This is a genomic window from Actinokineospora globicatena (assembly GCF_024171945.1).
In the GTDB taxonomy this organism is placed as follows: Bacteria; Actinomycetota; Actinomycetes; order Mycobacteriales; family Pseudonocardiaceae; genus Actinokineospora; species Actinokineospora globicatena.
On sequence record NZ_JAMTCR010000007.1, the window covers coordinates 207,596 to 226,257 of the forward strand.

At 71.5% G+C, this 18,662-nt stretch carries 7 protein-coding genes; all 7 read right to left on the reverse strand.

From position 1 onward, the window contains the following. Nucleotides 1-73: 73 nt before the first annotated feature. A complete protein-coding gene (locus tag LV79_RS32055) occupies nt 74-2,413 on the reverse strand; it encodes a M4 family metallopeptidase (RefSeq protein WP_253842061.1) in 2,340 nt (779 codons plus the stop codon). A gap of 448 nt (nt 2,414-2,861) precedes the next feature. Next, nucleotides 2,862-3,608 carry a GAF and ANTAR domain-containing protein gene (locus LV79_RS32060; protein ID WP_372495517.1) on the reverse strand — a complete coding sequence of 249 codons (747 nt, stop codon included), beginning with the start codon at nt 3,606-3,608 and terminating at the stop codon, nt 2,862-2,864. Nucleotides 3,609-3,783: 175 nt separating this feature from the next. Continuing rightward, nucleotides 3,784-4,212 (reverse strand): DUF6292 family protein, encoded by a 429-nt coding sequence (locus LV79_RS32065; RefSeq protein WP_253842062.1) that lies wholly within the window; start codon nt 4,210-4,212, stop codon nt 3,784-3,786. Between the two features lie 129 nt (nt 4,213-4,341). Beyond that, on the reverse strand, nt 4,342-15,405 hold the full coding sequence (locus tag LV79_RS32070) for a toxin glutamine deamidase domain-containing protein (RefSeq protein ID WP_253842097.1): 11,064 nt from the start codon (nt 15,403-15,405) through the stop codon (nt 4,342-4,344). Between the two features lie 29 nt (nt 15,406-15,434). Continuing rightward, nucleotides 15,435-15,740 (reverse strand): hypothetical protein, encoded by a 306-nt coding sequence (locus tag LV79_RS32075; RefSeq protein ID WP_253842063.1) that lies wholly within the window; start codon nt 15,738-15,740, stop codon nt 15,435-15,437. Next, nucleotides 15,737-16,135 (reverse strand): YbaB/EbfC family nucleoid-associated protein, encoded by a 399-nt coding sequence (locus LV79_RS32080; protein ID WP_253842064.1) that lies wholly within the window; start codon nt 16,133-16,135, stop codon nt 15,737-15,739. The genes LV79_RS32075 and LV79_RS32080 overlap by 4 nt, the downstream gene beginning before the upstream one ends. 211 nt (nt 16,136-16,346) lie before the next feature. Beyond that, a complete protein-coding gene (locus tag LV79_RS32085) occupies nt 16,347-18,647 on the reverse strand; it encodes a hypothetical protein (RefSeq protein ID WP_253842065.1) in 2,301 nt (766 codons plus the stop codon). Nucleotides 18,648-18,662: the final 15 nt, after the last annotated feature.

An 18,662-nucleotide genomic window follows, 5' to 3' on the forward strand; every position in this document is an offset into this window, starting at 1 on the left:
GGTCTCGACAGACCGCGGGGCCGTTCCCTCGTTCAGATCAGCAGGTGCCAGCGGATCAGCAGGTGCCAGCGGATCAGCAGGTGCCAGCGTCCTGCCAGACGGCCCAGGAGCCGGGGGCACCGGGCTCCGCGCCGGTGGAGTACCAGGTGGACTTCCACTTGTGGCCGTTGTAGGAGACCTCGTCGTTGGGGACGTAGGCCTGCGACGAGCTCCACTCGGGGAGGCCACCGCAGCCGCCGGGGTTGCCGCCGGTGATGGTGAGGGTGAACGTCGCGGAGTGCGAGGCGGTGCCCGCGCCCGTGACGGTCACGCTGTAGTCGCCGGGGGCGACGCCAGCGGTGGTCGCGATGGTCAGGGTCGAGTTCTCCCCCGACGCCACCGACGACGGCGTGAAGGTAGCGGTAGCGCCCGAAGGCAGGCCCGAGGCGCTCAGGTTGACCTTCTGGGACCCGCCGGTGGTCACGGTCGTGCCGACGGTGGTGCTAACCGAGCCGCCGGCCGCAGTGCTGCCGGAGGTCGGGCTGAGGGCAAGCGAGAAGTCATCTGTCGGGGGCTGCCCGCCGACGGTCAGGTTGTAGACGGCGGTGTGGGTCGTGGTTCCGGCGCCGCGAACCGTGATCGGGTAAGACCCGGCGGCGACGTTAGAGCCAACAGCGATGTTCAGCGTCGAGGACGCACCGGACTGCACCGACGACGGGTTGAAGGTGACCGTCACGCCGTTGGGCTGACCGGTGGCAGACAGCGCAACCGTCTGCGCGCTACCGGAAGTGGTCGCGGTCGACACGGTGGAGGTAGTGCTACCGCCGGCCTGCACGGTGCCGGAGGAGGGGCTCAGCGAGAGGCTGAACTCGTTGCCCGGGGTGTTGGTGCAGGTGGGCTCACCGGACTGCGCGGGCAGGGTGACGGCGTTCCACGCGGCCTTGGTCGCGTTGTACTGCTGGCACGACGGGTCCAGGTTCTTCGCCGCGGTCAGGGTGGCGACGCGGTACTTGGCGTAGGACATGCCCGAGGTCTTGAGCAGCATCGCGTTGTAGAAGATGCGGCCCGCGGCCTGGATGCCGATACCGGTCAGCGTGGAGCTGTTGCAGGTCGGGCTGGTCGGCTTGCCGCCACCGGGGTTGGTGCCCTCGGCCAGCAGGTAGAACCAGTGGTTCATCGGGCCCGCGGCGGCGTGCACCTCGGTGTTGGGGATGGCGCTGGAGTAGCAGTTCGGGTCGCCGTTGACCAGCGACGGGTTGGCCATGTTGCGGATCGGGCCGCGGCCGACCAGGTTCACCGACTCGCCCACGGTGTAGTCGGGGGTGTCGTACGGCGAGGGCTCGTTGGCGTAGGCCTCGGTCAGCGCGCCGAAGATGTCGCCGGTGGCCTCACCGAGACCGGCCTCGCGGCCCGCCCCGCCCGGGGTGTACTGGTCGATGGCGTGGCCGTGCTCGTGCGCGGCGACGTCGACCGAGGCGATCCACTGGTTGGCCTGGTTCTTGCCGATCTCGATGTGGTCGCCGGTCCAGTACGCGTTGACCTGGTTGAGGCCCACCTGCACCTGCACACCGCGGCCGTTGCCGTCGATGCCGTTGCGGCCCAGCCAGTCCTTGAGCATCCCCCACTGCTTCTGGGTGGAGAACAGGATGTCGACGCAGCCGGTCTCCTTGCTGGTCGCCTGGCCGTTGCCGAAGGAGTTGTTGGCCTTGGTGAAGGGCTGCTTGGTCGCGTAGTCGACGCAGCTCAGGCCGGGCCGGGTGTTGTCGACCGTGCTGTTGTTGCTGGTGTCGATGGTCAGCGGGTTCGGGCCGTTCCACTGCGAGGTGCCGGTGCCCGCGCGCACGTCGTCGACCGAGTCGACCACGGCGCCGGTGCGGGCGTCGACGTAGACGTGCAGCCGGGTGGGCACGCCGTCGGCGCGGTGCCCGGCGACGACGGTCTCGTAGACCAGGGTGCCGAGGCCGCCCGCGTGCACCGCGAGCTTGCCGGGCTCGACCTTGTCCACATGCGACACCTTGGCGCGGGCGATGTCCTCGGCCTGGCGCGCGGTCAACTTGGGCGTGGTCGACACGGCGAGACCACCGCGGTTGGCGGCGACGGTGTCGAGGGTGTTGCCCGCGGCGTCGGTGGCCACGACGGCGTCACCGCCGATGACCGGCAGGCCCTTGTAGGTGCGGTCGTAGGAGACGTAGAACAGCTCCTTGCGGCCGGGGACACCGCCGGAGTAGACCGCGCGGCGGACGAACTGCTCGTCCGGGCCCTTGGCGAGGGCGTCGAGACCGGAGGCGGCCGCCTTGTCGGCGGCGGCGACCGCGAGGGCGACCGGGGGCTGGGCCGACGGCGCGGGTGGCGCGGCGTCAGCGGCGCCGGTCACCGCGTGGACCGCCAGGGTCGCCGCGCCCGCGGCGAGCACGAGGGCAAGGGTGCGTTTCACGCCACACTCCTCTAGATGCAGGGAATGCCGAAGAGCTCGGACCGCCAAAATGTATGAGCCACCCAATACAGCGTCAACGAATGTGTCAAAGCGGCCGCGCTTCCCAATTGCCACACGCCATTTTCGGACTAAAACGCCTGGTCGCGCCGGTTCCGCCAGATCGACCGAATATCCACCACTTGATATGTCAGCGAATCCATCAACGGGACCATCGAATCATTCATTGCCGGACTATTGGAGCGAATTTGACTGCTCTTTACCCAGGCGGGCGGGCGAGCGCGGTGAGGAGGTGGCGACTGTGTGGTGTGGATGATCGCCAGATGGGTATCTCTGCGTCGTCCTCGTGCCGCTGAACGTGAGCCTGCTCGTGTTAAGCAGCAGCACGCGGGCTCATGGAAAGAAGCCGTCCGCCGGGTCGCCGCGACCCGGCGGACGGTCCTCCCGCTGGCTAGTCGAGCAGGTGGTGGCGGTTGACCAGGGTCTTGGCCAGGTCGCGGAGCTTGACGTTGATGTTCTGCGAGGTGCGGCGCAGCGTGTCGAACGCCTCGTCCGCGCCGATGCCGCGGCGCACCATCAGGATGCCCTTGGCCTGCCCGATGACGTCGCGGGTGTCGAGCGCCTCGCGCAGCTGCTCCACCCGCAACTGCTCCCGGGTGACGCCCTCGGCGGCGGCCAGCGCCAGCGAGGCGTGCGTGCCCAGCAGCATCAGGGCGTCCCGGTCGCCCGCGTCGAACACGTGCGGCGCGCGCGAGTACACGTTGAGCGCGCCGGAGAGCCTGGGCGCGCGCACGTCCGGCAACAGGGCGACCGAGGCCAACGAGCGGAAGCCGAGCGCGGCCGCCGCCGGGCCGAACCGGGGCCAGCGGCCGTCGACGGCCAGGTCGGGGCTGTGCGCGGCGGCCGGGCCGTCCTCGCGCGCGCACTCCACGCAGCAACCCTCACCGAACTCGTACTGCAACCGGTCGAGGTCTTCGGCGGCGGCGTCGGTGGACACCGGCGTGTGGAAACCGCCGTCCGGGGCGCGCAGCGTGACGCTGACCAGGTCACCCCCGGCCACGATGTCCTTGGTGGTCACCACGACCCGCTCCAGGACGTCGACGACGCTGCCCGCCGCCAGCAGGTCAGTGGTCAACCCGACCAGCTGACCCGCGATCCAGCCCAGGTCAGAATCACCTTCGTCGGGTTCAATAGCCACGCCAGCACCCTCCACGCACGTCCGATACGCCACCGGCCGTCAAGGCCGCCATCGGCTCGGCGCTGGCTGCTCAACGCGAGTCCTCGCCAGAATCCTAGTCATGGGAGCGCTCCGGGCCGCGTCAAGCTCGCGCTCGCGGCCCGGAGTGGGAAGACGGTCCCAGTCGGTGGTCGGACTAGGCGGCCACCACCAGCGTCGGCGCCAGGTCCAGCCCCTCAAGGCCGGTCGGGACGCGCAGTGACGGCGGCTCGGTGAGGCCCACCGGCTCGCCCCGGCGCATCGCCGCGACGAACCTGGCCACCTCCACCGACGCGGGGACGGCGGTGCCACCGAGGTAGCGCAGCACGATGAGGTCCTCGCCGGAGTGCGTCTCCACCGCGATCGCCCAGCCGGAGCGCTCGTCCCAGAGCAGGGCCACGTCCCGTCCGGGGTGGCTGCGCAGGCGCGTGTCGAGCGCCACGTAGGCCGACACGGGGGTGTCCAGGTCGACGGTGACCGATTCCAGGCCCACCCCGACCTCGCCTGCGACCTCGCCCAGGTAGGCGCGCAGGGCGCGGTGGGCCGGGTGCTGGTAGCCGAGGGAGAACTCAAGGACCGCGCTCACGGAAGTAGCCCTTTCTCACTGCGGTGCTCCGCGTCGTGGTGACGCCGTCCCCGACATTCCCCGATCGAGCCGATCTCATGCACCGTCCCGGCGGGATCACCCGAGACGTGATCTTCGCGACGGCGGCCGTCAGACGTCCCGCCGCTCCTCGGTGCCGTCGGTGTAGGCGAAGACGCCCTCCTCGACCGGCAGCGGGCGGCCCTTCGGCGGGAACTCCAACACCTGGGGCGCCTCCGCGTCGGCGCCGATGACCAGGGCGAAGATGCTCCGGCCCAGGACGTAGGCGGCGAGCTCGGCGACGAACCCGGGATCGGCGGGGCCGTGGGAGACCAGGTGGTACTTGGGGCCGTGCGGGACCAGGGTGTAGGTGGTGCCGCGGATGGTGATGACGTCGTTGGCGGCCGCCAGGGAGCGCATCCGCTGGATGTCCACGTTGCGCAGGTGCAGGGACAGGGCCTCGGCGTGCGCCTTGGTCTCGGCGGGGGCGTCGTCGACGACCTCGAGCAGGGTGTCGAGTTCCTGGCCGACCTCGTCGACGTGCGCCGACCAGTCCGGGGTGGTCATCGCGGCGGTGCTGGCGTAGTCGGCGGCGATGCCGGTCGGGAGCCCGGTCGGTAAGCCGGGGGTGGTCGGGGCGCCGGGGATGAACTGGTTGTTCGCGTCGAGCGGGATCGCGTGGACGCGGCCGACACCGGGCAACGCGTCCGGGGTGGCGGGCACGATCGTGCCCTGCTGGGGGTCGACCAGGGACACGGTGCCGTGGTGGTTGACCACGTTCCAGGCGTGGCCGCGACCGCCGTTGGCGCCGAAGGCGATCAGCATGGCGTCGGCGCCGTGGCCCGCGCGGGTGACCCGCTCGATGACGTCGGCGAGCGCCTTGGTGCCGGTGCCGACGAACTCGGGCGCGTACGAGGTCCACTCGGCGGCCTGGCTGACCGCGCCGCGAGGGGCCTGACCTGGGGTTCCGATGCCCGCGACCCGGGGTTCACCGTGGTAGGTCGAGTGGAACGACACGACCGCGTCGACGCAGTTGATGTCGCGGCCCGGGGCGGTGCGGTCGCCGTTGACCAGGTCGACGAACAGGGCCGGGTCGGTGAACTTGGCCCCGCTCGGCACCACCGCCTCCAGCGCCTGGACGTCCTGGCTCGACGCCGGGGTCAGGGTGTCCTGGACGCTGCGGGTACCCGGCGGCTCGGGGTGGGTGACCGGGCCGTCGTCGAACTCGAACTCCGCGCGCGAGCGCTTGGTACCCCGGGGGCCGCCGGTGTCGACGGTGGCCGGGGCCTCGGCGACCCGGGGCGTGGTGACGTGGTCGGCCGGGTTCCACGGGCCGGTGACCTGGTCGCCCGCGTGGTTGCCGGTGTGGTTGCCGGTCGACCCGCTCCCGAGGGTCGTCATCTGGAACGACTGGGACCCCGGCGGGCCGTCGTCGCCCGGCGCGGTGGTCGTCTCCTCCTGGATGGTGCTCATCCCGCCCCGGCCGTTCGACCTGGTCCCGGCGAACGGGTTGGGCAGCGTGGAACTCGACGAGGAACTGGACGAGGAATTGCCCAGCGTGGTCGAGTTGCCGCCCTGGTTGGTGAGCACCGGGTTTGTCAGGACCGGGTTGGTCAGCACGGCGGGCGTGCCGCGGCGCAGCGGGGTCGGGGTGAAGGCGGGGATGACCGGGTCCGGCGCCACCGCGGTGCCCGCGACATCCGGGGGCGCGGTGCGGGCGGCGACGGCGTCGGCGATGTCCTGCGGGGTGAAGGTGCTGCCCGCCGGGACGACGAAGGTGTGCGGCCGCAGGTCGAGGGCGAGCCCGGCGACGAAGTCGACCACCTGGTTCTGGGTGACGCCCGGCTCGACGCGCAACGTGCGGCCCAGGTCGTCGACCGCGCCCTGGTTGACCACCCCGGGCGGCACGACTGCGGGGGTGCCCTGCGGGTGCAGGACCACGCCGTCGGCGACCGGGGTGAAGGCGAGACCGGCGGGCGGGGTGGTGCCCGCGGCGGTGTAGACGTCGGCGAGGGTGATCAGGCCCTCGCGCAGCGCGTCGGCCTCCCAGACCCGGACCCGGACGTCACCGGTGCTGGTGATCTTGACGGTGGACGGGACCGGTTGGCCGCCGAACCAGCTCTTGATCTTCGCCAGCAGCGCGTTGGTCCGCCGGGGCGTGGTCTGCACGTAGAACTCGGCGTTGGCGTTGAACAGGTAGGACCGGCCGCCCTGGGCGACCACGGTCAGGTCGAACGCGGCGTTGGACCACGACTCGGGCTGCGCGATACCGCTGTCGGCACCGAGGGTCGGGGTGGTCTGCAGGGTCGCGGGCGACGGGGTCAGCTTGTCGTTGGGGTCCTTCGCCGTGCCGCCGCCGAGACCGGACGCGGTGACACCGCGCGACCAGGTCACCGTGCGGGAGGACCCGGTGAGGGTGATGTCCTCGGTCTCGCGGCCGTGGTCGACCTTGCCGGGGTTGTTCAACGGCACCAGGGTGAACGACCCGGGCACGAACCGGCCGGAGATCGACACGTCGAGCAGCTCGTCGTGGAAGGTGCGCTTGGCGCCGACGATGCCCTTGGTGGAGTACGAGCCGTCGCTGAACATCGACCACCCGCCGTTGTGCAGGCCGGTGCCGGTGGTCAGGGTGTGCAGCGCGTACTCCGACGTGGTGCCCTTCGCGGTGTAGGGCGACGGGGTGTTGCCCGCGGTGCGGAAGGTGTTGCGCGCGACGGCGTTGCCGACCGGGACCGGCGCGTTCGACGTCTGCGCGTAGGCGACCTCGCGGATCGCCTTGGCGGTGTCGGAACCCAGCGACTCCAGGTGCCACATGGAATCGGGGTTGAGCACCTGCTGCTGGACGAAGTTGGGGTCGGTCGGCGGCAAGGTGAGTGGGTTGGCGGTCAACACGTCGAACGTCGGCGCGGTGGTCGGCGCGGTCATCGCGGGCGCGGACCCCGGCTTGGGCGCGACCAGGTCGACCGAGCCGTGCGTGGTGACCGGCGTGGTGGCCATGTTGTCGCGGTTGAAGTGCCGGGCCGCGGTAAGCGTCAACGCGTCCGCCGCGGGGTTGGCGACGCGCACCCGGGAGATCTCCAGCGCGTAGGTGACGTCGTGGGTCGAGCGGTCGAGCTGCTCGAAGGTCTCCAGCCGCATCGGCTTGAGGGTCTTGCTGCCGGGCAACGTCTCCGACTCCGAGACCTGCCTGCCGACGCCGAGCAGCGCGCCGATGTTGCCCGCGGTGGCACCGGGCTCGACGTTGCCCTGGGCGTCCTTGGGCGCGGCCTTGCGGTGCACCAGGTCGTTCTGCAGACCCGCGGCCAGGCTGTAGGAACTGGTCTCCTGGGCGGCGTCGGTGGTGGTGATGTAGGAGTACGTGGTCTGCGAGTTCGGCGTCAGCGCGTTGTTGGGCAGCGCGGGGCGGGCCGGGACACCCGGGGCGTGCTGGGTGGGCACCGAGCTGATCCGGACGTCGACCACGTCGGCGTAGAACGGGTCGTTGTTCGGGATGGAGATCACGCCGGTGTCGGCGAGCACGTCGCGCAGCGAGATCTGCCCGCGCGGGCTGGAGAGCAGCTCGGTGATCCGCTCCACCACGTCGTCCTGCCACTTGCCGGTGACGCCGATCTGGTCGAGCCGGGCCCGGACGTCGCGCAACGGGTCCGGACCGTGCAGGCGCGAGTTGAACACCGTGGTCGTGCCGTGCGAGGCGTAGCCGTTGTAGGCCGGGTTGGTCGGGTCGGTGATCAGGTGCTGGGTGGTGCCGGTCGCGGCGGGCGGGGCCGGGAGCACCGCCTGGACCTCGGGCGGGATCGGCAACCCGGCCTGGGTGAGCAGCTCGGCGGCGGTGGTGGCCGGGAGCTGCACGAGCACGCCGTCCGGTTCGTCGACGGTGACCGAGAGGGACTCCGCCTGCGAGGTCTTGACGGAGTTCCGGATGTTGACGTCGCCGGTGTAGGTGTAGCGGACGTCCATCGTCATCCAGACGGTCGGACCCTTGTAGTTGTAGAGCTGGCGGCCGCCGGGGGTGAGCTCGTCGACCTTGCCCTTGCCCCAGCGCTTGTTGCCGCCGAAGACCAACCGGATCCGGGCGCCGAGGCTGTGGAAGCGGCGCGGGATGACGTCGACGGCGACCTCGGCCTCGACGCCGAACTGGCGGTGCTTGCTGTTGTTGACCACCAGGTCGCCGTCCTGGCGGCGCTGCAGCTGGCCGTCCTTGCGCACGTCCACCACGCGCGGCGACGAGTAGGTCGCGGTGGCGGCGATGGCGCCGTTCATGTCGGTGAGCCTGCCGGGCTCGAAGAGCTTGTGCGGTCCGGCTTTCTCCCCGTTGAGGCCCAGCACCGCGGCGCCGCGCCTGCCGACCTGGGAGACGAAACCGCGGATGGCGTCGGCGGCGGTCGTTCCCGGCTTGGTGAGGTCCGAGAGCTTGTAGCGGAACTGGCGCTGCGGGATGCCCGCGCCGCGGTTGGTCTCCGTCATGGTCCGGGTGCCCCAGGACGGCCAGGTGCCGCTCATGAACGGTGAGTTGCGGGTGACCGCCGGGGGCATGCCCGGGGGCGGGTTGACCACGGGCACGGTCTGCACGTTCTTGGCCAGGACCAGGTTGAGGCCCTCGGTCGAGTTCGAACTGACCCGCACGTGCTCGACACCCGCGAACTCGCCGAACAGCGTGGGGTCGACCACGACGGTCCCGGCGGCCTGGGCGGGCGCGGTGCCGACGTAGAGGCCCGGGGTCATCGGCGAGGGCGCCATGGGGCGGTCGGACCAGGCGAACTTGTCGACCGGCGCGGAGATGGACACCGCGTTCGGGATGGTCTGCTTGGTCACCCTCGGATTGCCCGCCGGGACAGCGGAGTTGAGGGTGCGGGCGGTGTCGACCGAGGCGGCGGTCGGCTCGGTGAGCCGGTTCTGCGAGGACGGGCCGAAGGTCATCTTGCCGCCCATGAACACCCGGCGGAACCAGTTGGGCGCCGGGGTGTCGCGGTGCACGACCACGAGCTCCAGGGTGCCGTCGAAGCCGCGGTACTCGCCGCCGTACGCGGTGATGCGGCCGTCACGCCCGTTGGTACCGACGGCGGAGGAGCGGTTGCGCTCGTAGGTGCCGGAGATGACGACGCGGGGCAGGCCCTGGGACGCCGTGCCGCTCGCGTTCGGGTTGCCGTTGGCGGGCTTGTCGCCGCTGAAGGTGGGCCGGACCTCGCCGCCGACACCGAGCTTGGCGTTGCGGCTCATCTGGTCGGTGCGCCTGCGCTGCGAGGTGACCTGGTCCTGCACCGTGCCCTTGACCTGCCCGGACGGGTAGCTCGCGGCGGGCGGCACGATCTGGGTGAAGATCTCCAGCTTGTGCAGCCGCCCGTCGGCGATCCAGGTGACCTCCTCGCCGCCGTGCATGGAGTTGAACAGCGCCGTCACCGTCTTGGGGTCGGAGTCGAACTTCGCCTCCACCGCCGCCTCGCCGATGTCGTCGAGGCCGTTGGTGATGAAGGCGAGGATCTGGTCCTTGCCGGGCACACCGGTGATGTCGTCGGTGCCGATGACGTAAGGCTGGTTGCCCGCCGTGCGGACCTGCGTGTTGGCCGGGTCCAGGTGCGTGGGGAGAGCCAGGTTGAGCTGTCTGGCCAACGGCACCGGGACGGTGACCAGCTCGGTTACGGTGTCGTTGACCTGGTTGCCGTTAGCGGTAACGGTCAGCGGTCGGGTTACCTGGTAGACGAGGTCCGGCTGGGAGGAGTTGCGCTCCACAGCGGACTCGTTGCCACGGCTGTACCCGCCGGTGCGGCCGCTGGAGAAGTCGGAGAACAGGCCGACGAACCACTGCAGACCGGGGACGTCCTTGCCGACCGCGAAGGCCAGGGCGGCGGTCGCGTCGCTGCCCTTGGTGATCACCGAGGACGGGTTCACGCCGGTGCGCTGCTCGTCGACCTTGGTGGACGGGCCGACCAGGGTGATCTGCGGCGCGCCGTTGGGGGTGATGGTGACCTGGGTGCCGTTGATGGTCTCGGTGACGGAGCCGTTGTTGGGCATGTGCCGCACCTGCTGGGAGCCGAGCAGGGAGGTGATCTCCGGGCGGTGCTCGGTGGTGCCCAGCGCGGTGGCGACGCCGTCGGTGAACGCGGTGGGGATGCGCACGGCGTCGGAGGTCAGCTCGGAGCGGCCGACGACGGGCAGCGGCTGCGGAGCGGGGGCGGAGGGCACCACGGCCGGGACGCGCATACCGCCCGCGACGGTGGCGGTCGCCGGGCCGGTCGGGCCGCCGATGCGGGTGGCGACGATCTCGAAGTCGGTCTCCACCCACGGCCGGTCGCCGGTGCGCACACCCGGCCTGCTGATGTCGTTGGCGGTCATGCCCTGCGAGCGCTTGGCGGTGAACCCGGCGGAGGCGATCGGGCGCAGGAACAGGCCGCCGTCGACGATCGGGGCCAGCGAGACGAACGGGACGCGGAAGGGCAGGTTGCTCGAGGTCGACACGGCGGACGGGTTGTGCGTGTCGTCGCGCCTGGTCTTGACGACGTCGGGGTGCGAGTTGGGCACGGCGTTGACCGTCGCCGCCTTGCGGGTGTCGCCGGGGCGCCGGGGTCGGCCGGTGAGCAGGACCTTGGCCGTGGTGCCGTCGGGCAGGTCGACGGTGATCTCGTGGCCCTGGTTGACGATGTCGCCGAGGTGGTTCTCGACGGCGGTGGCAGCCTGCTGACCCGCCCGGGCGGCCACCGCGGCGTGATCGGCGAACAGGCCGGTGACCGCGTTCGCGACGCCGGTGGTGTCGCCGAGGCGCTCCATGACGATCCGGTCGGCGAACGGGACGTCGGTGAGCAGGGTCAGGCCGCGCTCGACGTCGCCCTGCTTGGCGGCGGTCTTGACGTCGGCGGCGGCGTCCTTGGCGTTGCGGGCGGTGTTGTTCGCCGAGGTGGCCGACGCGGTGGCGTTCTGCGCCGCCAGCTGCGCGTTGGTGCGGTGGGTGACCAGCGTGGTGTGCAGGGTGTTGACGATGTCGGCCTGCTGGTCGGCGGCCAGCTGCGCGGCGTCCGCCAGACCGCGCAGGCGCACCGCCTCGGGCCGGTCGATGCCGAGCTGGGTGGTGATCGTCCCGCGCTGCCTGCCCAGCCTGGCGATCTCGGCTTCCTGCGCGGTGATCCGCTCCTCCGCCTTGGTGATGGCGGTTTCCATGGCCTTGATCGCCGGGGACGGCTGGGTGGCCGGAGACTGCTGGGTAGCGGTCTGGGGCTGTTGGGCGGTCGAGCTCGAGCCCGCGTTGTTCTGGTTGGCCTGCTGGGCGCGGGCGGTGGCCAGGTCGCGCTTGTCCCGCGCGAGGTCGAGCTTGGCCTGGTTGACGGTGTCCTGGATGCCGTTGACGCGGGTGTCGAGCTGCCCGACCTGCTGCTCGAGGTCGCGGACACCCTGCTCGGCGGTGTTCGCGGTGGTGTTGGCGGTCTGGGCCGTGTTGTGCCGGGTGGCCTCGAGGGCGGCGGCGGTCTGGATCTGGGTCACGACGGTGGCCGCGTTCGCCAGGTGCTGCGCGACGGTCTGCTGGTGGCCCTGGGCGGCGTTGTAGTGGCCGGTGGTCAGGTTCATCTCGGTCGTGGCCGCACCCAGTCGCTGGGTCGCGGTGACCGCGGCGGTCGCGGCGGCGGTCGCGGACGCCTGCGGACCACGGGCGGCGTCGTGGGCGGCGGCCTCTTGCAGGCGCAGCGCGGCGATCTGGGCCTGGGTCTGCCTGCGGTTCTGGGTGGCCTGCAAGAGCTGGGCGCGCACCGGGGCGTTGTTGGCGGCCAGCGTGGTGAGCGCGGTCTGCCTGCCGTCGCGGGCGATGGCGGCGGCGGCCTGGTTCGCGGGGGCGGCGTTGTCGAGCAGGCGCTGCGCGTCGTCGAGCGCGATCCCGGCGGCGTCCTCGGCCTGGTCCGCCTGGTCGACCTGGCGCTGCAGGCCGCTCTCGGTCTGCACCTGGAGGTTGAGGGTGCCGATCGCGGTGTTGATCTGCGCCCGCACGCCGTTGAGGTGCTGCACCAGCGGGGTCGCCACGGCCTGGGTCGCGCCGACCGCGGCCTGGGCCTGGCGGTGCGGCTCGGCGGCGCCGTGCACCTGGGCCTGCGCGGACCGGTTGGCCTGCTCGGCGCGGCGCACCGCGAGGTCCGCCTGGTCGCGCAGGCCCTGGATGGTGGTGAGTTCCTGGTTGGCCAGGACGTTGATGTTGTTGGGCGGCCGCACGCCGAACGAGTCGCCGATGGCCTGGGGACCGGTGCTGCCCGCGTTGTCGACGGTGTCGCCGTCGACGAAGGTGCCCTCCGGGTCGAGCACGATCGCCCACACCTTGCCAGCGGGCGGGGCGGTGTCGGACCACGTGCCGTCCTGGGCGTCCACATGGGACACCTCGCCACCCTGGTTGACCACGTTCCAGGCGTGCCCGTCGGTGGCGTTGGGCGGCGTGGTGAAGACGATGGCGTCGGTCCCGTGCCCGCCGCGCCTGACCCGCTTCTCCACCTCGGCGATCGCGGCCCGGCCCTCACCGAGGTAGGCGGGCGCGTACCCGGTCCGCTCACTGGCGACACTGGTGTCGGCGCGGTTGGGACTCGCGGTGGTGGGATTCCCGCGCCACGTCGAGTGGAACGCGACGGCGGCGTTGACGCAGTTGATGACCCCGTTGGCGCTGTTGATACCGCCGACCCAGGTGCGGAAGTCCTGGAACCTCGCACTCTTGGGCTTGAACCCCGGCGCGGTCGGGGCCTCACGACGGGGGCGCTTGGCTGACGGCGGACCACCGATGACGGCGGCCTGCTGCTGGGTGGCGGAGGTGGTGACCTTGACCGGCGGGGTGGTGGTCGGCTTGGCGGGGCTGCTCGCACTGTCCGAAGTGGACTTTCGGCTCGCCGGGGGGAGCTTGGTGAGCTTCGCGGGGGGCTTGGGGGGTGTTTTGACGGGGATGGCCGACTTGGTGCCGGTGATGCCTGCCTGGGCCGCGGCGGTGACCGGTTTGGCGGTGGGGGTGGTTGGTGTGGTGGGAGCCGTGGTCTTGGCGGAGGTGGACTGCTGGGTCTGGGTGGACGACTGGGAGGTGGTCGTGGGGGTGGTGGACGGGGTGGTCGGCTTGGTGGTGGAGGTCGAGGACTGGGTCGACTGGGTGGTGTTCGACTGGGTGGTGCTGGACTGCGTGGTGTTCGACTGGGACGTGCTCGGTTGCGTGGTGGACTGGGTGCCGCCGGGCTGGGTGGTGGTGGATTGGGTTGTGCTGGACTGGGTGCCGCCGGACTGGGTGGTGGTGGACTGGACGGTGGTCTGCGAGGTGGTCGACTGGGCGGCGGGCGACTGGCTGGTGGAGGTCGACTGGCCGGTGGTTCCGGACTGGCCGGGCTGGTGGCCGGTCGTCGACTGCTGGGTGGTGCTCGACTGCGTCGTCGACTGCTGGTTCGACGTCGTGGACTGCGAGGTGCTCGACTGCGTCGTCGATTGGCTGGTGCTCGACTGAGTGGTCGACTGGGTGGTGTTCGACTGCGAGGTCGTGGACTGCGCGGTGGTGGACTGCGCGGTGCTCGACTGGGTCGTTGACTGGCTGTTGCCGGGGGTCTGCCCCTGGGTCGACTGCGAGGTGCCGGTCGAGCCCTGCGTGCTCTGACTCGTCTGCGACTGCCCGGTCTGCGACTGACCCGTCTGGGTCTGACCCGTCTGGGATTGCCCGGTCTGACTCTGGCCCGTCTGAGATTGGCCGGTCTGCGATTGCCCGGTCTGGGTCTGACCAGTCTGGGTTTGCCCGGTCTGGGTCTGGCCGACCGGGGTCTGGGACTGGGGCTGGCCGGTGGAGGTCTGGTTCGCGGGGGTCTGCGTGGTCGGGGTCTCGGTCACCGGGGTCTCGGTGACCGGGGTCTGCGTGACGGGGGTCTGGGACACGGGGTTCTGCCCGGGCTGCGTGACCGGGTTCTGCCCGGGCTGGGTCACCGGGTTCTGGCCAGGCTGCGTGACCGGGTTCTGGCCGGGCTGGGTCACGGGGGTGGTGGTGGACTGCCCGGAGCCGGTGGTGACCGTCTGGCCGGGGACCTGGCCGGGCGGGGTGATCGGCGGGGCCTGGGTGACCGGTTGGTTGGTGCCGGTGGAGCCCTGACCGGTGCCGCCGCCGGTGGTTGTCGAGTTGGTGCCGCCGAGAGTCGGGTTGGTGAGGTTCGGGGTGGTGATGGTGGTGGACGTGGTCGGCGGTGGGGTTGAGCCGCCGGACTGGCCGGGGGGTGTGCCGTCGCCGGTCATGTTCTTCGGGCGGGTCTCGGGGCCGGGGCCGGTGGCGCCGTTGGTGGGGGCGGGCTTGGGCGGGGCGAGGGCGGCACCGATGGCGCCACCGACCACGCCGCCGGTGCCGGAGACGGCGCCGGAGGTGGTGGAGTACGGGTTCATCTCGAACTCGCCCTCGGTGGCGTACTTGTAGAGGGCCTCGGTGAGCGTCTCGTGGAAGGCCTCGATGCCGATCTCGGTGATCTTGTCGGGGATCACCTTGTGCCAGTCGAAGGCGTCCTTGCCGATCTTGCCGAGCCACGAGTCCAGACCGGAGGTGGTGATGTGCGCGATCGCCTTGCCGAACCCGGCCAGCGGCAGGGTCAGCGCGCCACCGAGGGCGCCGACGGCGGCGGCGCTGGCGGTGTACTTGGGGTTCCACTCGGTGCGGGTGCCCATGCCGAACTGGATCAGCTGCGCGACCACGTCGATGACCAACTGGAAGGCGATGCCGACGACCTGCGCCTGGACGACCTTGATCAGCAGCCTGCCCAGCAGCGACTTGAGCAGCCAGCGCACGATCGCCATCCGGGCGGCCAACCAGGCCATGCTGGCGCCCGCGGTGCCGAAGGCGGCGGCGATGGCCCAGGCGATCTCGGCGATCAGCATGATCAGCGACAGGATCGAGACCAGCTTGACGTACTCGACCTCCAGCGCCAGGTCGCGCAGGAACTTGGCCAGCGCGCGGAACTGCTCGTCGGCGATGGACAGGTAGTTGTTCGCGCCCTCGACGTAGGGCGCCATGCGGTTGGCGAAGGCCCGCTCGGCGGCGCCGTCGAAGTTCGACCGGATGGTGACGACCGCGGTGCGCAGCTGCGGGGCGAGCTCACCGGTGAGCCGGAAGGCGGCCCGGTCCCACGCGTCGGCGAGAGCGCGCAGCTTGTCCTCGTTGGCGTCCGGCCACTCCTCGCCGGTGAGCACCTGGAACAGCTTGCGGACCTCGTCGGGCACCATCATGGCCATCGGTCGTCACCCCCCTCGCAGCACCGGAATCAGGGCCGGACCGCGGCCTCGGCGTCGTCGGAGGTCTCGCTGAACACCCCGGCGGTCTTGACGGTGCGGCTGCCGGTCTCGCCGATGGTGCGCTGCAGCAGGCGCAGGAACTTGAGCCCCTGCTCCTCCCCCGGCCGGTAGCCGCTGTCGAACTTCTCGCCGATCTCCCCGGTGCCGCCCGCGCCGCGGTTCTCGTCGGCGGCCACGAACAGCTCGTTGCAGATGTTGACCGCGAGGTCCACGGTGGCCTGGATGTTCACCCCGCCCTGGCGCAGGCCCTCGGGGTCGACCGAGAGCCTGCTCATCGCCACTCCTTGACGGCCCGGTCGAACATGGCGCCGATCTCGGCGTTGACGGTGGCGGCGTCGGACATGTCGAACATCGACGGGGCCACCCCGCCGGGCATCACCCCGGCGAACACCTCGGCGCTCGAGCGGGAGGACTGCTCCTGGGCCTTGCCGATCACCTCGACCAGCCGGGCGGCCAGCTCCTTGGGCGCCAGGTCGCGCCAGCGGCGGCCGGTGAACTTCAGCTCGGTGAGCTTGCCCTGGCCGTCGACGGTCGCCTCGACCATCCGGTCCTCGGTGGTGACGGTGGTGGTGGCCTTGGCGACGGTGTCGACCGCGAGCGCGATCCGCTCCTGCTGCTCGCGCAGCTCGGCCAGCGCGGTGGCCAACTCGTTGTGCAGTGGGGTGGACATCCGCCCCGCTCCTCTCCGTTGTCGTGGACTTCGCCGTGGTCGTGGACTTCGCCGCTGTCGTGACTCCACCGCTGTCGTGGACTTCACCGGTGCGCGAGCGCGGTGCCCGCCGGGACCCGCACAGCTCTCACACGTGCGGGCACCGGCGGCGGGTTCACCGGACACAGTGGACAGACCGCCCGGGGCCGGGTGGCCCCGGGCGGTCGCCGCGTCAGCCGGAGCTGGTGGCGGAGGTGCCGGTGGCGTCGCGCTCCTCGCGCTCGGCGGCCTTGGCCCGGCTGGCCGGGGTGGTGGACCGCAGGTGCACGTGGGTGGCGACCAAGGGCTCGTCGGTCTCGGGCTCGCCGGAGTCCGGGCGGCCGATGACGCCGTCGCCGACCGCGGCGTCGGTGCCCCACACCTTCTCGTCCTCCGAGAGCCAGGTGGTGCGCTCGCGCTCCTTCTCCTCGCCGCCGCGGTTGCCCATGCCGCCCATGCCGCCCATCATCGGCGGGAAGAACGGCATGCCACCGCGTTGGTCGGCGTTGGCGCCGGTGCTGCCGGGGGCGCCCTGGCCGCCGGTCCCGTCGCCGCCACCGGACCAGTCCGACCAGCCCTCGCCGGAGCCGCTGCCGAACGGCGATCCGTCGCCGAGGCCACCGCCGAGACCGCCGCCAGCGCCGCCGCCTGCGCCGAAGGCACCGTCCGCGCCGAGACCGCCGCCGGTGCCGAACGACCCGTCGGCACCGACCCCGGCACCGCCGCCCGCCGCGCCCCAGGCGTCGAGACCCGAACCGCCGAGTCCACCGCCTAAACCGCCACCCAGGCCGCCGCCGAGGCCACCTCCGAGACCGCCGCCGCCGAGTCCGGGCACGGGGCCGGTGCCCGGCAACGAGCCGGGGCCGAAGCTGACGCCGCCGTTGGGCGCGCCCCCCGTGGACCCGCCGGGCAACCCGCCGGGCAGGCCACCGGTCGGCGGCCGGGTGACGGGCTGGCCGGGCGACCAGCCGTCGTCGTCGATCGTCCCGTCGGCCGGGTTGTCCAGGCCGGGGAGATTGGGCAGGTTGGTGCCGCCGTTGGCGTTCTCGTTGTCGCGGCCACCACCGGGGCGCAGGCTGGGCGGCAGCAACGGCGGCACGAACCCGCCGTTGGCACCACCGTTGGGTCCACCGCCGTTGACGCCACCGTTGGCCGGGTCACCGAGCCCGCCGATGCTCTCCGGCAGGCCGTTGGGGCCGAGACCACCGTTGATGCCGCCGTTGGGGCCACCGTTAGGACCGCCGGGCAGGTTCAACCCGCCGTTGGGGTCCGGCAGGTTCGGGCCGCCGTTGGGCCCACCGTTGGGGCCGCCGTCCGGGGAGTTGGTGAACCCGCTGGGCGGGGGCACGTTCGTGTTGCCGCTGGGCGGCGGGGGCACGTTCGTGTTCCCGTTCGGGGGCGGCGGGACGTTCGTGTTCCCGTTGGGACCGTTGGGATTGGTGTTCGGGTCCGGTGGCGGGCTGCCGATGGTGGGCGGCTGGTTGGTCTTGAGGTCGCCGAGGCCCTTGGCGGCGCGCCGGTAGGCGGTCTCCAGGTTCGCCAGCGCGGTGCGGGCCGCGGTGTCGAGCTTGGTCATCGCGACCATGGCGACCTTGCTGATGCCGGTGTTGACCGCCAGCCAGGTGTCCCCCCTGGTGAGGTCGCTGGTGACGGTGCCGAAGTCGGTGGGCATCGCCGGGGCGCCACTGGTGCTGTAGCGGGCGAAGGCGTCCTTGATGAACTGCTCGGCCTTGGCCCGGTCCCCCGCGCCCCACTGGTCGAGCAGGTAGGGCGGGGAGCCGCCCTTGGTCGAGACGTCGATGCCCGCGTTCTTGATGTACTGGTTGACGTTGCCGACGAAGGAGTTCGCGGTGTTCATCGGGGCGTTGAGCAGGAAGGTGGCCTGCTCCTGCCACGCGTTGTACATCGCGGTGCCGAACGCGGCCAGCGCGGTGGACGCCGCCTCCAGGCCGACCGGGGTCGACGGGGTGCGGTCCAGGGTGATCTGGGTGTGCAGGTCGTTGAAGGTGAAGTTGAGCCTGCGCAGGTTCACCTGGATCGCGTAGGCGGCCTTGCCCTTGAAGGCGCTGTCGTCGCTGTCGAGGCTGTCGGCCCAGGACTTGGTCGAGGTGCGCTGGGCGTCGAGGAAGGTCAGGTACTTGTTGACCACCGCGCGGGAGGCGTCGAGGTGCGGGCGGTTCATCAGCCCGGCGACCCCGGTCGAGGCCCGGTTCACCACGTCGTTGATGTTGTTCCAGGCGGTGTTCCACGCGTTGAACGCGGTCATGTTGAAGTCGGCGCCGAAGTAGTACTTGTCCCACGCGCGGTAGGAGAAGGAGTTCGACGCCGAGCCGGGCGGGGTGAAGGTGAACCACGTGTTCGGCGACTCGCCAGTCCCACCACCGTTCTCGAGGAGGGCGTGGAGGTCGCTGCCCAGGCCGGTGACCGCGAACAGGATCTGCTCGAAGGTCGCGGCGGAGAAGTCCCCGGTCGCGGGGATCGTGGGGTCTGGCATCGGTGTCGCTCCTAG